Genomic DNA, 18711 nt, shown 5'->3' with positions numbered 1-18711 from the left:
GGGTAATATAAGCAGCCAAACAACGCCGCAGGAGAGATACGCAATGGCTCAGCAGGTGAGTGGTCGTCAACCTCGCTATAAACGCATTCTGCTCAAGTTAAGCGGCGAGGCCCTGATGGGCTCGGAAGAGTTCGGCATCGATCCCAAGGTGCTGGATCGCATGGCGCTGGAAGTCGGCCAGCTGGTCGGCATCGGCGTGCAGGTCGGTCTGGTGATCGGCGGTGGCAACCTGTTCCGTGGCGCGGCGCTGTCCGCCGCCGGCATGGATCGGGTCACCGGCGACCACATGGGTATGCTGGCCACCGTGATGAACGCCCTGGCCATGCGCGACGCCCTGGAGCGCTCGAATATCCCCGCCATTGTGATGTCGGCCATCTCCATGGTCGGCGTGACCGACCACTACGATCGCCGCAAGGCCATGCGTCATCTGTCCACCGGCGAGGTGGTGATCTTTGCCGCGGGCACCGGCAACCCCTTCTTCACCACCGACTCGGCGGCCTGCCTGCGCGCTATCGAGATCGATGCCGACCTGGTGCTGAAAGCCACCAAGGTCGATGGCGTGTACACTGCCGACCCCTTCAAGGACCCCAATGCGGAGAAGTTCGAGCGCCTGACCTATGACGAGGTGCTCGACCGCAAGCTGGGCGTGATGGACCTGACGGCCATCTGCCTGGTGCGCGACCACAAGATGCCGCTGCGGGTCTTCAATATGAACAAGCCCGGCGCCCTGCTGAATATCGTGGTGGGTGGCGCCGAAGGAACCCTGATCGAGGAGGAAGCACAATGATCAACGAGATCAAGAAGGCCGCCCAGGAGCGCATGAGCAAGTCCCTGGAGTCCATGGGGCGCAACCTGGCCTCCATCCGCACCGGGCGCGCGCACCCGAGCATTCTGGACAGCGTCAAGGTCCCGGCTTATGGCAGCGAGATGCCGCTGAACCAGGTCGCCGCGATCACCGTGGAAGATGCCCGTACGCTGAAGATCGTCGCTCACGACAAGACCCTGAGCGCGGCGATCGAAAAGGCCATCATGACCTCCGATCTCGGCCTCAATCCGAGCAGTGCCGGTGCCACCATCCGCGTGCCGATGCCGGCCCTGACCGAAGAAACCCGCCGTGGCTACACCAAGCAGGCCCGTGGCGTTGCCGAGGATGCCAAGGTGGCGGTGCGCAACGTGCGCCGCGATGCCCTGGCCGAGCTGAAGAAGCTGTCCAAGGACAAGGAGATCAGCGAGGACGAGGAGCGTCGTGCCGCCGACGAGGTGCAGAAGCTCACCGACAAGTTCGTTGCCGACATCGACAAGGCCCTGGAAGCCAAAGAAGCCGACCTGATGGCGGTGTGATGTGAGCAAGAGCAAGCAGGACGCCCCGGCGGCGGTGCCACGGCATGTCGCCATCATCATGGATGGCAATAATCGCTGGGCGAAGAAGCGGCTGCTGCCCGGCGTGGCCGGGCACAAGGCCGGCGTCGATGCGGTGCGCGCGGTCATCGAGGTGTGCGCCGAGTCCGGGGTCGAGGTGCTGACCCTGTTTGCCTTCTCCAGCGAGAACTGGCAGCGCCCGGCCGAGGAGGTCGGGGCGCTGATGGAATTGTTCCTCTCGGCCCTGCGTCGCGAGGTGAAGAAGCTCAAGGAAAACGCCATCAGCCTGCGCATCATCGGTGATCGCTCGCGCTTCCATCCGGAGTTGCAGGCGGCCATGCGTGAGGCCGAGCAGCTGACCGCCGGCGACAGCCGCTTCGTCCTGCAGATCGCCGCCAACTACGGTGGCCAGTGGGACATAGTCCAGGCCGCGCAGCGCCTGGCGCGGGAAGTCCAGGGCGGTCATCTGCGGCCGGAAGAGATCACTCCCGAGCTGCTGCAGGGGTGCCTGGCTACCGGTGATCTGCCGCTGCCGGACCTGTGCATCCGCACCGGTGGTGAGCACCGCATCAGCAATTTCCTGCTTTGGCAATTGGCCTATTCCGAGCTGTACTTTTCCGACCTGTACTGGCCGGACTTCAAACATGACGCCATGCGCAAGGCGCTGGCCGATTTCGCCACCCGCCAGCGCCGCTTCGGCAAGACCAGCGAACAGGTGGAAGCCGAGGCTCGCAGTCAATGCTGAAACAACGCGTCATCACCGCCCTGATCCTGCTGCCCATCGCCCTGGGCGGCTTCTTCCTGCTCGAGGGCTGGGCCTTCGCCCTGTTCATCGGTGCCGTGGTCAGTCTGGCCGCCTGGGAATGGGCGCGCCTGGCCGGTCTGTCCACCCAGCCGCAGCGGGTGGCCTACGGGGCGGCGGTTGCGGCCCTGCTCTACGGCGCCTGGCTGCTGCCGGCGCTGGCGCCCTGGTTGCTGGCGGCGGCGCTGCTCTGGTGGCTGGCGGCGACCCTGCTGGTGCTGAGCTATCCGGGCAGCAGTCGCTACTGGGGCGGGCTGCCCGGCAAGCTGCTGATTGGTCTGGTGATCCTGCTGCCGGCCTGGCAAGGCCTGGTGCTGCTCAAGCAGTGGCCACAGGCCAATGGCCTGATCATCGCCGTGATGGTGCTGGTGTGGGGGGCGGATATCGGCGCCTACTTCGCCGGCAAGGCCTTCGGCAGGCGCAAGCTGGCGCCTCGCGTCAGTCCCGGCAAGAGTTGGGAGGGTTTCTATGGTGGCCTGGCAGCCAGCCTGCTGATCACCTTGGTGGTCGGTTTGCAGCAGGGCTGGTCAACGGCTGGCCTGCTGCTGGCTCTGGGGGGCGCGGCACTGGTAGTGGCCGCCTCGGTGATCGGTGACCTGACCGAGAGCATGTTCAAGCGCCAGTCCGGGATCAAGGACAGCAGTAACCTGCTGCCCGGCCACGGTGGCGTGCTGGATCGCATCGACAGCTTGACCGCGGCCATTCCGCTGTTCGCCGTGCTGCTCTGGCTGGCGGGATGGGGCGCGCAGTGAGTCGTCCGCAACGCATCACCGTGCTCGGGGCGACCGGCTCCATCGGTCTCAGTACGCTGGATGTGATCGCCCGGCATCCCGAGCGCTACCAGGCCTTCGCCCTCAGCGGTTTCTCCCGGCTGGCCGAGCTCGAGCAGCTTTGCCTGAGGCATCGCCCGCAGTTCGCCGTGGTCGCCGATCAGGCCAGTGCCAGCAGGTTGCAGGATGCACTGCGTGGCGCTGGCCTCGCGACTCGCGTGCTGGTGGGCGAGGGCGGGTTGTGCGAGGTGGCCGCTCATCCGGATGTGGATGCGGTGATGGCGGCCATAGTCGGTGCCGCCGGCCTCAAGCCGACCCTGGCCGCCGTGCGGGCCGGCAAGAAGGTGTTGCTGGCCAACAAGGAGGCGCTGGTGATGTCCGGCGCCCTGTTCATGCAGGCGGTGCGCGAGCATGGCGCCACCCTGTTGCCGATCGACAGCGAGCACAACGCCATCTTCCAGTGCCTGCCCGGCGACTATGCCCGCGGCCTGGGGGCGGTAGGGGTGCGGCGTATCCTGCTGACGGCCTCCGGCGGGCCCTTCCGCGAGACACCGCTGGCCGAGCTGGAGCGCGTCTCGCCCGAGCAGGCGTGCGCCCATCCGAACTGGTCGATGGGGCGCAAGATCTCGGTGGATTCGGCCAGCATGATGAACAAGGGGCTGGAGCTGATCGAGGCCTGCTGGCTGTTCGATGCGCGGCCCGAGCAGGTCGAGGTGGTCATTCACCCGCAGAGCGTGATCCATTCCCTGGTCGACTATGTGGATGGCTCGGTACTGGCGCAGCTGGGCAATCCGGACATGCGCACGCCCATCGCCCATGCCCTGGCCTGGCCGGAGCGGATCGATTCCGGCGTGGCGCCTCTGGATCTGTTCGCCGTCGCGCGCCTCGATTTCCAGGCGCCCGACGAGCTGCGCTTCCCCTGCCTGCGCCTGGCGAGGCAGGCCGCCGAGGCGGGGGGCAGTGCGCCGGCGGTATTGAATGCGGCCAACGAGGTGGCGGTGGCGGCGTTTCTCGAACGGCGCATCCGCTTTTCCGATATCGCGCGTATCATCGAGGACGGCCTGAATCGCGAGGCGTCGTCCGCGGTCGACGATCTCGATGCGGTGCTGGCGGCGGACGCGCGCGCGCGCGCCCTGGCCGCTGACTGGTTGAATCGCCACGGGTGACAGCCCGGAGGAAGATGGAATGAGTGCGCTGTACATGCTTTTCGGTACCCTGGTTGCGCTCGGGGTGCTGGTCACCTTCCACGAGTTCGGCCACTTCTGGGTGGCGCGCCGCTGCGGGGTCAGGGTGCTGCGCTTCTCCGTCGGATTCGGCAGTCCGCTGCTGCGCTGGCATGATCGCCATGGCACCGAGTTCGTGGTGGCCGCCATCCCGCTGGGCGGCTACGTGAAGATGCTCGACGAGCGCGAGGGCGAGGTGCCCGCCGAGCAGCTCGATCAGGCCTTCAATCGCAAGACGGTCAAGCAGCGCATTGCCATAGTGGCTGCCGGTCCTATCGCCAATTTCCTCCTGGCCATCCTGTTCTTCTGGGCGATCGCCATGCTCGGTACCCAGCAGGTGCGTCCGGTGATCGGCGCGGTGGCGCCGGACAGCCTTGCCGCTACCGCTGGACTGCGTGCCGGCCAGGAAATAGTGGCGGTCGATGGCGAGGCGACGCCCGGCTGGTCGGCCGTCAACCTGCAGCTGATTCGGCGTCTGGGGGAGTCCGGTACCGTCGAGCTGCAGGTGCGTGAGGTCGGCTCTTCCCTAATTGCCGATCGTCAACTGGTGCTGCGCGACTGGCTGCGTGGCGTCGACGAGCCGGAACCTCTCGAGTCTTTGGGTATCCGGCCGTGGCGGCCGGCGAGCGAGCCCGTGGTCAGCGAGCTTGACCCGCAGGGGCCGGCTCAGGCGGCGGGCGTGCGTCTGGGCGATCGGCTGCTGGCGCTCGATGAGCAGGCTCTGGACGAATGGCAGCAGGTCGTCGACTGGGTGCGCTCGCGCCCCGGCGAACGGGTAGTTCTGCGCCTGGAGCGTGCGGGTGAGCAGGTCGAGTTGCCTCTGGTGCTGGCAGCGCGTGGTGAAGGTGAGGCGCGTAGCGGTTATCTGGGGGTTGGCGTGAAGGGGGGCGAGTGGCCTGCGCACATGCTGCACGAGGTCAGTTTCGGGCCGCTCGATGCGGTTGCCGAAGGGCTTCGGCGCACCTGGAATATGACCCTGCTAACCCTTGATTCGCTAAAGAAAATGCTGTTCGGCGAGCTCTCGGTAAAAAACTTGAGTGGGCCGATAACCATTGCTAAAGTGGCGGGCGCTTCGGCTCAGTCCGGCGTGGCGGATTTCCTCAACTTCCTCGCCTACCTGAGCATTAGCCTGGGGGTTCTCAATTTGCTGCCCATTCCCGTTCTGGATGGGGGGCATTTGCTGTTCTACCTGGTCGAGTGGGTGCGTGGTCGCCCATTGTCTGAGCGGGTACAGGGTTGGGGCATTCAGATAGGTATCAGTCTGGTGCTGGGGGTGATGTTGCTGGCCCTGGTAAACGATCTGAGTCGTCTGTAACGAATAGCTGAATTCCGAATCTGCCGCGTATCGCGGCAGTTTCTTTATTATCAGTTGGAATAAGAAAGGACTTCATGAAACGTCTGCTGCTACCTGCGGTCTTCGCCGCACTGATGATCGCCGAAGTTCACGCCGAGTCCTTCACCATCACCGATATTCGGGTCAACGGTCTGCAGCGGGTTTCCGCGGGAAGCCTGTTCGGCGCCCTGCCGCTGAATGTGGGCGATGCGGTCGATGACCGTCGCCTGGTGGATGCCACCCGTGCCTTGTTCAAGACCGGTTTCTTCCAGGACATCCAGCTCGGTCGCGAAGGTGACGTGCTGGTGATCAACGTGGTCGAGCGCCCCTCCATCTCCACCATCGAGATCGAAGGCAACAAGGCGATCACCACCGAAGATCTGATGAAGGGCTTGCAGCAGTCCGGTCTGGCCGAGGGTGAAATCTTCCAGCGCGCCACCCTCGAGGGCGTGCGCAACGAGCTGCTGCGCCAGTACGTGGCCCAGGGTCGCTACTCCGCCGAGATCGAAGCCGAAGTGATTCCGCAGCCGCGCAACCGCGTAGCCCTGAAGATCACCATCAATGAAGGCTCGGTCGCCGCCATCCAGCACATCAACGTGGTCGGTAACAGCGTGTTCCCGGACGAGGACCTGACCGCCCTGTTCGAGCTTAAGACCACCAACTGGCTGTCCTTCTTCAAGAACGATGACAAGTACGCCCGCGAGAAGCTGTCCGGCGACCTGGAGCGTCTGCGCTCCTACTACCTGGACCGCGGCTACATCAACATGGATATCTCCTCCACCCAGGTATCCATTACCCCGGACAAGAAGCACGTCTACATCACCGTCAACGTCGACGAGGGCGAGAAGTACAGCGTCAGCGAAGTGAAACTCTCCGGTGACCTCAAGGTGCCGCAGGAGGAAATCGAAAAGCTGCTGCTGGTCAAGCAGGGGCAGGTCTTCTCGCGCAAGGTGATGACCACCACCTCCGAGCTGATCACCCGCCGCCTGGGCAACGAGGGCTACACCTTCGCCAACGTCAACGGCGTGCCGCAGCCTAACGATGAAGACAAGACCGTCGCCATCACCTTCGTGGTCGATCCGGGCAAGCGCGCCTACGTCAATCGCATCAACTTCCGCGGCAACACCAAGACTGAGGACGAGGTGCTGCGCCGCGAGATGCGCCAGATGGAGGGCGGCTGGGCCTCCACCTATCTGATCGACCAGTCCAAGACCCGCCTGGAGCGCCTCGGCTACTTCAAGGAAGTCAACGTCGAGACCCCGCAGGTGCCGGGCACCGACGACCAGGTCGACGTCAACTACAGCGTCGAAGAGCAGCCGTCCGGCTCCATCACCGCCAGCGTCGGCTTCGCCCAGAACGCCGGTCTGATCCTCGGTGGCTCAATCAGCCAGAACAACTTCCTCGGTACCGGCAACAAGGTCAGCGTCGGTCTGACCCGCTCCGAGTACCAGACCCGCTACAACTTCGGCTTCGTCGACCCCTACTGGACCGTCGACGGCGTCAGCCTGGGCTACAACGCCTTCTATCGCACCACCGACTACGATGATCTCGATGTCGATGTTTCCAGCTACTCGGTCGACAGTTATGGCGCCGGTATGAGCATCGGCTACCCGATCAGCGAGACTTCGCGCCTGACCTATGGTCTGACCATCCAGCAGGACAGCATCGATACTGGTGTCTACACCGTCGACGAGATCTTCGATTTCATCGAGCAGGAAGGCGACAGCTACCTGAACCTGAAGGCTTCGATCGGCTGGTCCGAGTCGACCCTCAATCGCGGCGTGCTGGCCAATCGTGGTCATTCGCAGAGTCTGGTGCTGGAAACCACCGTGCCGGGCAGCGATCTGTCGTTCTTCAAGCTCGACTACCGTGGCCAGATCTTCCAGCCGATCAACGACAAGTACACGCTGCGTTTCCATACCGAGCTGGGCTACGGCGATGCCTATGGTTCCACCGAGGAGCTGCCGTTCTATGAGCATTACTTCGGCGGCGGCTTCAACTCGGTACGTGGCTTCGAGGACAGCAGTCTCGGTCCGCGCAGCACTCCTAGCCGGGGCTTCGCTGTCACCGGTAACGAAGGTACGGAACGCGACCCGGATCAGGACCCGCTTCCCTTCGGCGGTAACGTGCTGATCCAGGGTGGTGCGGAACTGCTGTTCCCGCTGCCGTTCGTCAAGGATCAGCGCTCCCTGCGCACCGTGTTGTTCTGGGACGTGGGTAACGTGTACGACACCTCCTGTTCTTCCTCTTCGCCGAGCTGCAACAACATCGATTTCGGCGATCTGGCAAGCTCCGTGGGTGTCGGTGTGACCTGGGTCACCGCCCTCGGACCGCTGAGCTTCAGCCTGGCGGCACCGATCAAGAAGCCGGAAGAGGCGGATACCCAGGTATTCCAGTTCTCCCTGGGCCAAACTTTCTAATTTGCTAGACAACAGTGTTTGTTGCAGGAGTGCATCGTGCGTAAGTTGACTCAACTGGTTCTGGTCGCCGCAGCCCTGATGGCGACCCCGGCCTTTGCCGAGATGAAAATCGCGGTGATGAACTATCAGATGGCCCTGCTCGAGTCCGATGCCGCCAAGAAGTATGCCGTTGATGCCGAGAAGAAGTTCGGCCCGCAGCTGAGCAAGCTCAAGCAGCTGGAAAGTGATGCCAAGCGCATCCAGGATCGTCTGGTCAAGGATGGCGAGAAAATGCAGCAGGCCGAGCGTGAGCGCCTGGAGCTGGAGTTCAAGCAGAAGGCCCGCGATTTCCAGTTCCAGTCCAAGGAGCTGAACGAAGCCAAGGCCATCTCCGACCGCGACATGCTCAAGCAGCTCAAGCCTAAGCTGGACAAGGCCGTTGAGGAAGTGATCAAGCAGGGCAACTATGACCTGGTACTGGAGCGTGGCGCCGTGGTCGACGTCAAGCCGCAGTACGAGATCACCCGCCAGGTCATCGAGCGCATGAACTCGCAGCGCTGATCATGAGCGCAACTGTCTTCACCCTCGGCGAACTGGCCGGGCGTCTCGGCGCTACCCTGCGTGGCGCCGCGGACAAGCCGATCCGCGGCCTGGCGACCCTGCAGGATGCCGGACCCGAGCAGCTGAGCTTTCTGTCCAACGCCCAGTACCGCAAATACCTCGCCGATACCCGTGCCGGCGTGGTGCTGCTGACTGCCGCTGATGCCGAAGGCTATGCCGGCGATGTACTGCTGGTGGCCAATCCCTACCTGGCCTTCGCCCAGCTTTCCCACCTGTTCGACACCAAGCCCGTTGCCCCTGCCGGGGTGCACCCGACTGCCATCGTCGCCGCCGACGCCCAGGTCGATCCGACTGCCAGCATCGGTGCCTACGCGGTGATCGAGAGCGGCGCACGCATCGCCGCTGGCGTCACCGTCGGCGCCCACTGCGTGGTCGGCGCGCGCAGCGAGATCGGCGAGGGTGGCTGGCTGGCGCCACGAGTGACCCTTTACCACGATGTGAAGATCGGCAAGCGCGTGGTCATTCAGTCCGGCGCCGTGCTCGGTGGCGAGGGCTTCGGCTTCGCCAACGAGAAGGGCGTGTGGCAGAAGATCGCGCAGATCGGCGGCGTGGTGCTGGGTGACGACGTGGAAGTCGGCGCCAACACCACCATCGACCGCGGGGCCTTGGCCGATACCGTTATCGGCAACGGTGTGAAGCTGGATAATCAGATCATGATCGCGCACAACGTGCAGATCGGTGATCACACCGCCATGGCCGGCTGCGTTGGCATCTCCGGCAGCACCAAGATCGGCAAGCACTGCATGATCGCTGGTGGCGTCGGCATGGTCGGGCACATCGAAGTGTGCGACAACGTGTTCGTCACCGGCATGACCATGGTCACCCGCTCGATCACCGAACCAGGCGCCTATTCTTCCGGTACCGCCATGCAGACCGCTGCCGACTGGAAGAAGAGTGCCGCGCGTATTCGTCAACTGGACGACATGGCGAAGCGCCTGCGCGAGCTGGAAAAGCGCCTCGCCGCCGTGACCCCGGACGGTCAGGCCTCATCTGATGCCTGACCGTGCCCGCGGCACCCCCATTTTTTAGAACAGGCTCTCCGCACATGATGGACATCAACGAGATTCGCGAATATCTACCGCACCGCTATCCTTTCCTGCTGGTGGATCGCGTAGCCGAGCTGGACGTGGAAGCCAAGACCATTCGTGCCTACAAGAATGTCAGCATCAACGAGCCCTTCTTCAATGGCCACTTCCCCGATCATCCGATCATGCCGGGCGTGCTGATCATCGAGGCCATGGCTCAGGCCGCCGGCATCCTCGGTTTCAAGATGCTCGATGTGAAGCCGGCTGACGGCACCCTGTATTACTTCGTCGGCTCCGACAAGCTGCGCTTCCGCCAGCCAGTGCTCCCTGGCGACCAACTGGTACTGCAAGCCAAGTTCCTCAGCGTCAAGCGCAGTATCTGGAAGTTCGAGTGCCAGGCCAGTGTCGATGGCAAGGAAGTCTGCTCGGCGGAAATCATCTGTGCGGAACGCAAGCTATGAGTTTGATTGACCCTCGCGCCATCATCGACCCTTCGGCCAAGTTGGCCGCGGATGTCCAGGTCGGCCCCTGGTCGATCATCGGACCCGATGTGGAAATCGGCGAGGGTACCGTGATTGGCCCGCACGTGGTGCTCAAGGGCCCGACCGTGATCGGCCGGCACAACAAGATCTACCAGTTCTCCTCGGTGGGCGAGGACACGCCCGACCTCAAGTACAAGGGTGAGCCGACCCGGCTGGTCATTGGCGATCACAACGTGATCCGCGAAGGTGTCACCATCCACCGTGGCACCGTGCAGGACCGCTCCGAGACCACCATCGGCGACCACAACCTGCTGATGGCCTATGTGCACGTCGGTCACGACAGCGTGATCGGCAACCACTGCATCCTGGTCAACAACACTGCGCTGGCTGGCCATGTGCACATGGACGACTGGGCGATCCTTTCCGGCTTCACCCTGGTCCACCAGTTCTGCCGCATCGGCGCCCACAGCTTCTCCGGCATGGGCACGGCCATCGGCAAGGACGTGCCAGCCTACGTCACCGTGTTCGGCAACCCGGCCGAGGCGCGCAGCATGAACTTCGAGGGCATGCGCCGTCGCGGCTTCAGTGCCGAGGCCATCGCCGCCCTGCGCCGAGCCTACAAGGTGGTCTACCGCCAGGGCCTGACCGTCGAGCAGGCGCTGGCCGAGCTGGCCGAGTCCGCTTCCCAGTTCCCGGAAGTGGCGGTGTTCCGCGATTCCGTCCAGGCCTCGACGCGCGGCATTACCCGCTGATATGAGTCGCCCCCTTCGTGTTGCGCTGGTGGCCGGCGAGGCTTCCGGCGATATCCTCGGCGCCGGCCTGATGCAGGCGCTCAAGCAGCAACATCCCCAGGTCGAGTTCATCGGCGTCGGCGGTCCGCGCATGGAGGCCGAGGGGCTTGTCTCCGCCTTCCCCATGGAGCGCCTGGCGGTGATGGGCCTGGTCGAGGTGCTGGGGCGCCTGCGCGAGCTGCTGGCGCGGCGCAAGCGCCTGATTCAGGACCTGATCGCCGCCAAACCGGACCTGTTCATCGGCATCGATGCCCCGGATTTCAACCTGACCCTCGAGCTCAAGCTGCGCCAGGCCGGCATCAAGACCGTGCACTACGTCAGTCCTTCGGTATGGGCTTGGCGGCAGAAGCGCGTGCTGAAGATCCGCGACGCCTGCGACCTGATGCTGACGCTGTTCCCCTTCGAGGCGCGTTTCTACCTGGAGCACCAGGTGCCGGTGCGCTTCGTCGGTCATCCACTGGCCAACACCATACCGCTGCAGGCGGACCGCGCCGGCGCCCGCGAGGCGCTCGGCCTGGCGCTGGATGAGCCGGTGGTGGCCCTGCTGCCGGGAAGCCGGGGTGGCGAAGTGGCGCGCCTGGGCGCGCTGTTCCTCGATGCCGCCGAGCGCCTGCGCACACTGCGCCCCGGTATCCGCTTCGTGCTGCCCTGTGCCAATGCCGAGCGCCGCGCGCAGCTGGAGGCCATGCTGGCCGGGCGCAACCTGCCGCTGCTGTTGCTCGATGGCCGCTCTCATGAAGCGCTGGCCGCCTGCGATGCGGTACTGATCGCCTCCGGTACCGCCACCCTGGAAGCCCTGCTGCACAAGCGGCCGATGGTGGTGGCCTACAAGGTGGCGCCGCTGACCTACCGCATCCTCAAGCGCCTGGTGAAGAGCCCCTACATCTCGCTGCCCAACCTGCTGGCCGAGCGTTTGCTGGTGCCCGAGCTGATCCAGGATGCCGCAACCCCCGACGCCCTGGCCCAGACGCTGGCGCCGCTGCTGGACGATGGCGCGGTGCAGACCGAAGGCTTCGACGTTATCCACCGCGCGTTGCGCCAGGATGCCTCGCAGCAGGCCGCCGATGCCGTGCTCAAGCTGGTTGGGCAGGCCTGATGCAGCTGGGTCTGGATTTCACGCTGGTCGAGGAGCTGGTCGCCGGCGTCGACGAAGTCGGTCGTGGCCCGCTCTGTGGCCCGGTGGTCACCGCCGCGGTGATTCTAGATCCGGCCCGTCCGATCGCTGGCCTCAACGACTCGAAAAAGCTCAGCGAGGCGCGCCGCGAGAAGCTGTTCGACGAGATCCGCGAAAAGGCCCTGGCCTGGTGCATCGCCCGCGCCGAGGTGGAGGAGATCGACCAGCTGAATATCCTGCATGCCACCATGCTTGCCATGCAGCGCGCCGTCGAAGGCCTGAGCATCACGCCGAAACTGGCGCTGATCGACGGTAACCGCTGCCCCAAGCTGGCGGTGCCCAGCGCGCCTGTGGTCGGCGGCGACGCCCAGGTGCCGGCCATCGCCGCCGCCTCTATCCTGGCCAAGGTCAGTCGCGATCGCGAGATGGCCGAGATGGAGAAGCTCTACCCCGGCTATGGCATCGGCGGGCACAAGGGCTACCCCACGCCGGTGCACCTGGAGGCGCTCAAGCGCCTGGGCGCCACGCCCATCCATCGGCGTTCGTTTGCGCCGGTACGCAATGTGCTCGAAGGGATCGAATAAGCGCCACACGGCGGGTTCGCAAGCTGATGTTTAAGTCGAGGCCCGGTACAATCCGGGCCTTATCGTTTCTGTGTCACCAACGGGATTGCCATGACCGCCAGCTTCGTCCATCTGCGCCTGCACACCGAGTTCTCCCTGGTCGACGGGCTGGTGCGGGTCAAACCCCTGGTCAAGGCTGTGGCGGCGGCCGGTATGCCGGCCGTGGCCGTCACCGACATGAGCAACATGTGCTCGCTGGTGAAGTTCTACAAGACCGCCATGGGCGCCGGCATCAAGCCGATCTGCGGTGCCGACATCTGGCTGGCCAGCCCGGACGAGGATGGCCCGCTGTCGCGCCTGACCCTACTGGTGATGAACGCCAAGGGCTACCGTAACCTCACCGAAATGATTTCCCGTGGCTGGGCCGACGGCCAGGACAACGGCCTGGTGATCATCCAGCGCGATTGGGTCAAGGAAGCGGCCGAGGGCCTGATCGCCCTGTCCGGCGCGCGCGAGGGCGAGGTCGGCATGGCCTTGCTGGCCGGCGAGGGCGTCCGCGCCGAGACCTTCCTCAATGAGTGGCTGGCGGTATTCCCCGAGCGCTTCTACCTGGAAGTGCAGCGCACCAACCGCGTCAATGACGAGGAGCACCTGCACGCGGCCGTCGAGCTGGCCGGGCGCACCGGTGTGCCGCTGGTGGCGACCAACGACGTGCGCTTCCTCAAGCGCGGCGACTTCGAGGCCCACGAGACCCGCGTGTGCATCGGCGAGGGGCGCACCCTCGACGACCCGCGCCGGCCGCGCAACTACTCCGAGGAGCAGTACCTCAAGACCCCGGAAGAGATGGCCGAGCTGTTCGCCGACCTGCCCGAGGCGCTGGAGAACACGGTGGAGATCGCCAAGCGCTGCAACATCGAGGTGCAGCTGGGCAAGTACTTCCTCCCCGACTTCCCGACGCCCAACGGCATGGGCATCGACGACTACCTGCGCCACGCCTCCTTCGAGGGCCTGGAGGAGCGCCTGAAGGTCCTGCTGCCCAGGGACACGCCGGGCTACGAGGCGAAGAAGCAGGTCTACGTCGACCGCCTGAACTTCGAGCTCGACATCATCATCCAGATGGGCTTCCCCGGTTACTTCCTCATTGTGATGGACTTCATCCAGTGGGCGAAGAACAACGGCGTGCCGGTCGGCCCGGGCCGGGGTTCGGGTGCCGGCTCGCTGGTGGCCTACGTGCTGAAGATCACCGACCTCGATCCGCTGGCCTATGACCTGCTGTTCGAGCGTTTCCTCAACCCCGAACGTATTTCCATGCCCGACTTCGACGTCGACTTCTGCATGGACGGTCGCGACCGGGTGATCGACTACGTGGCCGACAAGTACGGGCGCAACGCGGTGAGCCAGATCATCACCTTCGGCTCGATGGCGGCCAAGGCGGTGGTGCGCGACGTGGCGCGGGTGCAGGGCAAGTCCTACGGCCTGGCCGACCGCCTGTCGAAGATGATTCCCTTCGAAGTCGGCATGACCCTGGAAGCTGCCTACGAGCAGGAAGAGGTCCTGCGCGACTTCCTCAAGAGCGACGAGGAGGCCCAGGAGATCTGGGACATGGCGCTCAAGCTCGAAGGCATCGTCCGCGGCACCGGCAAGCACGCCGGTGGCGTGGTGATCGCACCGACCAAGCTCACCGACTTCGCCCCGACCTCCTGCGACGAGGAGGGTGGCGGCCTGGTGACTCAGTTTGACAAGGACGACGTCGAGCAGGCGGGGCTGGTGAAGTTCGACTTCCTCGGCCTGCGCACCCTGACCATCATCAAGTGGGCGATGGAGACCATCCATCGCATCCAGAAGCGCGACGGTGCCGCGGACGAGGAGCTGGTCAACATCGACTTCATCCCGCTGGATGACAAGAAGACCTACGACATGCTGCAGAAGGCGGAGACCACCGCGGTCTTCCAGCTCGAATCGCGCGGCATGAAGGAGCTGATCAAGAAGCTCAAGCCGGACTGCCTGGAAGACATGATCGCCCTGGTGGCGCTGTTCCGCCCCGGCCCCCTGCAGTCGGGCATGGTGGACGACTTCATCAACCGCAAGCACGGCCGCGAGGTGATTTCCTACCCGCACCCGGACTACCAGTACCCAGGCCTGGAGCCCGTGCTCAAGCCCACCTACGGCATCATCCTGTACCAGGAACAGGTGATGCAGATCGCCCAGGTGATGGCCGGCTACACCCTCGGTGGCGCGGACATGCTGCGCCGCGCCATGGGCAAGAAGAAGCCCGAGGAGATGGCCAAGCAGCGCGGCGGCTTCATCGAAGGCTGCGCGAAGAACGGCATCGACGCGGAGCTGGCGGGCAACATCTTCGACCTGGTGGAAAAGTTCGCCGGCTACGGCTTCAACAAGTCGCACTCGGCCGCCTATGGCCTGGTCTCCTACCAGACCGCCTGGCTCAAGGCGCACTACCCGGCGCCGTTCATGGCGGCGGTGCTGTCGGCGGATATGCACAACACCGACAAGGTGGTGATCCTCATCGAGGAATGCCGCCACATGAAGCTGCGCATCGACGCGCCGGACGTGAACACCTCGGAGTTCAAGTTCACCGTCAACGACGACGGGCGCATCGTCTACGGCCTGGGCGCGGTCAAGGGTGTCGGCGAGGGGCCGGTGGAGGCCATCGTCGAGTGCCGCGCGGAGGGCGGGCCCTTCAAGGACCTGTTCGACTTCTGCAACCGCGTCGACCTCAAGCGCATCAACAAGCGCACCCTGGAGGCGCTGATCCGCTCCGGCGCCCTGGACCGCCTCGGCCCCTACTATCAGGACGAACTCAAGGCCTACCAGGCCAGCGTCGACCTCAACCGTGCCGTGCTGCTGGCGGCCATGGAAGAGGCGGTGCAGGCCGCCGAGCAGACCGCGCGCAGCCATGACAGTGGCCACATGGATCTGTTCGGCGGAGTCTTCGCCGAGCCCGAGGCAGACGTCTACGCCAACCATCGCAAGGCGCGCGAGCTGTCGATCAAGGAGCGCCTGAAAGGCGAGAAGGACACCCTCGGCCTGTACCTCACCGGCCACCCGATCGACGAGTACGAGGGCGAGGTGCGTCGCTTCGCCCGCCAGCGCATCGTCGAGCTGCGTGCCGCACGCGACACCCAGACCATCGCCGGCCTGATCGTCGCCCTGCGGGTGATGAAGAACAAGAAGGGCGACAAGATGGGCTTCATCACCCTGGACGACCGCTCCGGGCGCATCGAGGCCTCGCTGTTCGCCGACGCCTTCGCCAGTGCCCAGGCGCTGCTGCAGACCGACGCACTGGTGGTGGTCGAGGGCGAGGTCAGCAACGACGAGTTCTCCGGCGGCCTGCGCCTGCGCGCCAAACGGGTGATGAGCCTGGAGGAGGCGCGCACCGGCCTGGCCGAGAGCCTGCGCATCCGCGCGCCGCGCGAGGCGCTGGCCGGAGACCGCCTGCGCTGGCTTGGCGAGCTGTTCGCCAAGCACCGCGGCGCCTGTCCGCTGACCCTGGACTACAGCGGCAGCGAGGCCAAGGCCGTGCTGCAGTTCGGCGAGCAGTGGCGCATCGACCCGGCGGACAACCTGATCCAGGCGCTGCGTGACCAGTTCGGCAAAGACAACGTCTTTCTCCAATACCGCTGAACGGCAGAGCGCCAGCCTGCCGCGACGCCTCGACCGCGGGCGCGCTATCCCTTAAGGTAGGCGCCACATGGAACACCGCCCGGCCCACGGGGCCGCCGATGCTAGACGGATGCCTATGAACCCGAACTTCCTCGACTTCGAACAGCCGATCGCCGACCTGCAAGCCAAGATCGAAGAGCTGCGCTTGGTAGGCAACGACAATGCGCTGAACATCAGCGACGAGATTTCCCGGCTGCAGGACAAGAGCAGCGCGCTGACCGAGACCATCTTCGGTAACCTCAGCAGCTGGCAGATCTCGCAGCTGTCGCGCCACCCGCGCCGTCCCTACACCCTCGACTACATCGAGCACATCTTCACCGAGTTCGACGAGCTGCATGGTGATCGCCACTTCTCCGACGACGCCGCTATCGTCGGCGGAACCGCCCGCCTGGACGGCCAGCCGGTGATGGTCATCGGCCACCAGAAGGGTCGCGAGGTGCGCGAGAAGGTGCGCCGCAACTTCGGCATGCCGCGCCCCGAGGGCTACCGCAAGGCCTGCCGCCTGATGGAAATGGCCGAGCGCTTCAAGCTACCGATCCTCACCTTTATCGATACCCCCGGTGCCTACCCGGGCATCGACGCCGAGGAGCGCAACCAGAGCGAGGCCATCGCCTGGAACCTGCGCGTGATGGCACGCCTGAAGACCCCGATCATCGCCACCGTGATCGGCGAGGGTGGCTCCGGCGGTGCGCTGGCCATCGGCGTGTGCGACCAGCTGAACATGCTGCAGTACTCCACCTACTCGGTGATCTCGCCGGAAGGCTGTGCCTCGATCCTGTGGAAGACCGCCGAGAAGGCGCCGGACGCGGCCGAGGCCATGGGCATCACCGCCGAGCGCCTGAAGGGCCTGGGCATCGTCGACAAGGTGATCGCCGAGCCGCTGGGCGGCGCCCATCGCGACCCGGCCGCCGCCGCCGAGTCGATCCGCCAGGAGCTGGTCGCCCAGCTCAAGAGCCTGCGCAAGCTGGACGATGCCAAGCTGCTGGAGCGCCGCTACGAGCGCCTGATGAGCTACGGCATCGCCTGACGCGTGGCGTGCATCATCTGCAACGGGCCTTCGGGCCCGTTGTTGTTTAAGCTGGCGGCATGACTGCGCTCGAATCCTCCCTGCTCGAATCTCTCCGGCCCTGGCTTGCTGCGCCGGCCTGGCATGTCGCTTTGTCCGGCGGCCTGGATTCGAGCGTGCTGCTGCACCTGCTGGCGCGCCTGCGCGAGCATGAGGCGCTGCCGCCGCTGTCGGCCATCCATGTGCACCATGGCCTGCAGGCCGTCGCCGACGGCTGGCCGGCCCATTGCCAGGCGCTGTGCGAGCAGCTGGGCGTAGCGCTGCATATCGAGCGGGTGCAGGTCGACGGTGCTGCCAGCCTCGAGCGGGCGGCGCGCGAGGCACGCTACGCCGCCTTCGCTCGCCGGCTGGAGGAGGGCGAGCTGCTGCTGACCGGTCAGCACCGCGATGACCAGGCCGAGACCCTGCTGCTGCGCCTGCTGCGTGGTGCTGGGGTGCGGGGCTTGGGAGGCATGCCGCCGAGCCGCCGCTTGGGTGCGGGCTGGCTGGTGCGGCCGCTGCTGGGCGTTGCGCGAGCCGATCTGGAGCGCTATGCCCGGCAGCAGGGGTTGGCGTGGGTCGAGGACCCCTCCAATGCCGACACGACGCTGGCGCGTAATTTCCTGCGCCGCGAAGTGCTGCCGGCGCTGGCACGCCACTGGCCGCAGGCGGCGGCGAACCTGGCGCGCAGTGCCGAGCACCTGCGCGCGGCCGAACAGCTGATGAGCGAACTGGCCGAGCTGGACCTGCTGGCGTCGCGCGGCGAGGGTCCTTTCGCCTGGCTGGGGCTGCCCTCGTTGGCGCTGGCGCCCCTGCTGCCGCTCTCCGAGCAGCGCCAGCGCAATGCCCTGCGGCATTGGCTGGCGCCTCTGACGCTGCTGCCGGACACCGAGCACTGGGCGGGCTGGCAGGACTTGCGCGATGCCGGCGTCGATGCCATCCCGATATGGCGCCTGGCCGGCGGCGAGCTGAGGCGCGCCGACGGACGGTTATGGTGGTTGTCCGGGGAATGGCTGCGACAGCCATCATTGCCCGCCGCCTGGGATGAGCCGACGCAGCCGCTGCAGCTGCCGGGCAACGGTGTCGTGCAATTGACCGGAACCCGACCGGCCGGGCCGCTGCGCCTGGCTTATCGTGCGGGGGGCGAGGTGATGGCGCTGCCGGGGCGCGGACATCGCGATCTCAAGCGCCTGCTCAACGAGCGTGCAGTACCGGCCTTCGTGCGTGGCCGCCTGCCGCTGCTGTATCGCGGCGACGAGCTGCTGGCGGTGGCGAACCTGCCCGGGCTGGACGGTTCGCAGCATGGCGCCTGGCAGTTGCACTGGCGCCCGCCGACCAGCGCACAAGGTTTGAGCTGATAGACCCTTTCCGGTAGACTACGCTCCCGTCTTGTTACTGCTTCTGTGGGCTCCCTCGGAACCCGCAGTGCATTGCTTATTTCAGGTTGGCCAAGGCCAGCCTGCGCTCTTACCCCGGCGGCGCTGACCGCTTGAACGCAGACTT

General features: G+C 65.4%; 16 protein-coding genes. All 16 read left to right on the top strand.

Features of this window, described 5'->3' with window-relative positions; all coding sequences use genetic code 11:
• Window positions 1-43 precede the first annotated feature (43 nt).
• The 16 genes from pyrH (at window position 44) to tilS (ending at window position 18566) form a co-directional block, all read left to right on the top strand.
• Window positions 44-787: a UMP kinase gene (gene pyrH, locus AAG092_RS05145; RefSeq protein WP_110681275.1), complete on the top strand. Its 744-nt coding sequence runs from the start codon at window positions 44-46 to the stop codon at window positions 785-787.
• Complete coding sequence (gene frr, locus AAG092_RS05140) at window positions 784-1341, top strand: ribosome recycling factor (protein WP_373388820.1); 558 nt, start codon at window positions 784-786, stop codon at window positions 1339-1341. Before pyrH ends, frr begins: the two co-directional genes overlap by 4 nt.
• A 1-nt stretch (window position 1342) precedes the next feature.
• Window positions 1343-2104 carry a polyprenyl diphosphate synthase gene (uppS, locus tag AAG092_RS05135; RefSeq protein ID WP_373388819.1) on the top strand — a complete coding sequence of 254 codons (762 nt, stop codon included), beginning with the start codon at window positions 1343-1345 and terminating at the stop codon, window positions 2102-2104.
• Window positions 2098-2913 (top strand): phosphatidate cytidylyltransferase, encoded by an 816-nt coding sequence (locus AAG092_RS05130; RefSeq protein WP_373388818.1) that lies wholly within the window; start codon window positions 2098-2100, stop codon window positions 2911-2913. Before uppS ends, AAG092_RS05130 begins: the two co-directional genes overlap by 7 nt.
• A complete protein-coding gene (gene ispC, locus AAG092_RS05125) occupies window positions 2910-4097 on the top strand; it encodes a 1-deoxy-D-xylulose-5-phosphate reductoisomerase (protein ID WP_110681283.1) in 1188 nt (395 codons plus the stop codon). The genes AAG092_RS05130 and ispC overlap by 4 nt, the downstream gene beginning before the upstream one ends.
• A 19-nt stretch (window positions 4098-4116) precedes the next feature.
• Window positions 4117-5469, top strand: a complete 1353-nt coding sequence (rseP, locus tag AAG092_RS05120; protein ID WP_373388817.1) for a sigma E protease regulator RseP — start codon at window positions 4117-4119, stop codon at window positions 5467-5469.
• A gap of 74 nt (window positions 5470-5543) precedes the next feature.
• A complete protein-coding gene (gene bamA, locus AAG092_RS05115) occupies window positions 5544-7907 on the top strand; it encodes an outer membrane protein assembly factor BamA (protein ID WP_373388816.1) in 2364 nt (787 codons plus the stop codon).
• 36 nt (window positions 7908-7943) lie between these two features.
• Complete coding sequence (locus AAG092_RS05110; protein WP_110681288.1) at window positions 7944-8447, top strand: OmpH family outer membrane protein; 504 nt, start codon at window positions 7944-7946, stop codon at window positions 8445-8447.
• A gap of 2 nt (window positions 8448-8449) precedes the next feature.
• Window positions 8450-9508, top strand: a complete 1059-nt coding sequence (lpxD, locus tag AAG092_RS05105) for a UDP-3-O-(3-hydroxymyristoyl)glucosamine N-acyltransferase (protein WP_373388815.1) — start codon at window positions 8450-8452, stop codon at window positions 9506-9508.
• Between the two features lie 44 nt (window positions 9509-9552).
• Window positions 9553-9993, top strand: coding sequence for a 3-hydroxyacyl-ACP dehydratase FabZ (fabZ, locus tag AAG092_RS05100; protein WP_110681292.1), 441 nt, complete (start codon window positions 9553-9555; stop codon window positions 9991-9993).
• Window positions 9990-10766: an acyl-ACP--UDP-N-acetylglucosamine O-acyltransferase gene (gene lpxA, locus AAG092_RS05095; RefSeq protein ID WP_110681293.1), complete on the top strand. Its 777-nt coding sequence runs from the start codon at window positions 9990-9992 to the stop codon at window positions 10764-10766. The genes fabZ and lpxA overlap by 4 nt, the downstream gene beginning before the upstream one ends.
• 1 nt (window position 10767) lies before the next feature.
• Window positions 10768-11901 carry a lipid-A-disaccharide synthase gene (gene lpxB / locus AAG092_RS05090; RefSeq protein ID WP_373388814.1) on the top strand — a complete coding sequence of 378 codons (1134 nt, stop codon included), beginning with the start codon at window positions 10768-10770 and terminating at the stop codon, window positions 11899-11901.
• Entirely contained in the window at window positions 11901-12503 is a 603-nt protein-coding gene (gene rnhB / locus AAG092_RS05085; RefSeq protein WP_373388813.1) for a ribonuclease HII, read from the top strand. The genes lpxB and rnhB overlap by 1 nt, the downstream gene beginning before the upstream one ends.
• A 90-nt stretch (window positions 12504-12593) precedes the next feature.
• Window positions 12594-16124 (top strand): DNA polymerase III subunit alpha, encoded by a 3531-nt coding sequence (gene dnaE / locus AAG092_RS05080; RefSeq protein WP_373388812.1) that lies wholly within the window; start codon window positions 12594-12596, stop codon window positions 16122-16124.
• A 115-nt stretch (window positions 16125-16239) separates the two neighbouring features.
• Complete coding sequence (locus AAG092_RS05075; protein ID WP_110681299.1) at window positions 16240-17190, top strand: acetyl-CoA carboxylase carboxyltransferase subunit alpha; 951 nt, start codon at window positions 16240-16242, stop codon at window positions 17188-17190.
• Window positions 17191-17249: 59 nt separating this feature from the next.
• Window positions 17250-18566, top strand: a complete 1317-nt coding sequence (gene tilS / locus AAG092_RS05070) for a tRNA lysidine(34) synthetase TilS (RefSeq protein ID WP_373388811.1) — start codon at window positions 17250-17252, stop codon at window positions 18564-18566.
• The last annotated feature ends 145 nt before the right edge of the window (window positions 18567-18711 follow it).

Origin of the sequence: Pseudomonas alcaligenes (assembly GCF_041729615.1) — a bacterium.
In the GTDB taxonomy this organism is placed as follows: Bacteria; Pseudomonadota; Gammaproteobacteria; order Pseudomonadales; family Pseudomonadaceae; genus Aquipseudomonas; species Aquipseudomonas alcaligenes_B.
Note: the sequence above shows the minus strand (reverse complement) of the source record. Positions and strands in the feature narration are given on the sequence as shown.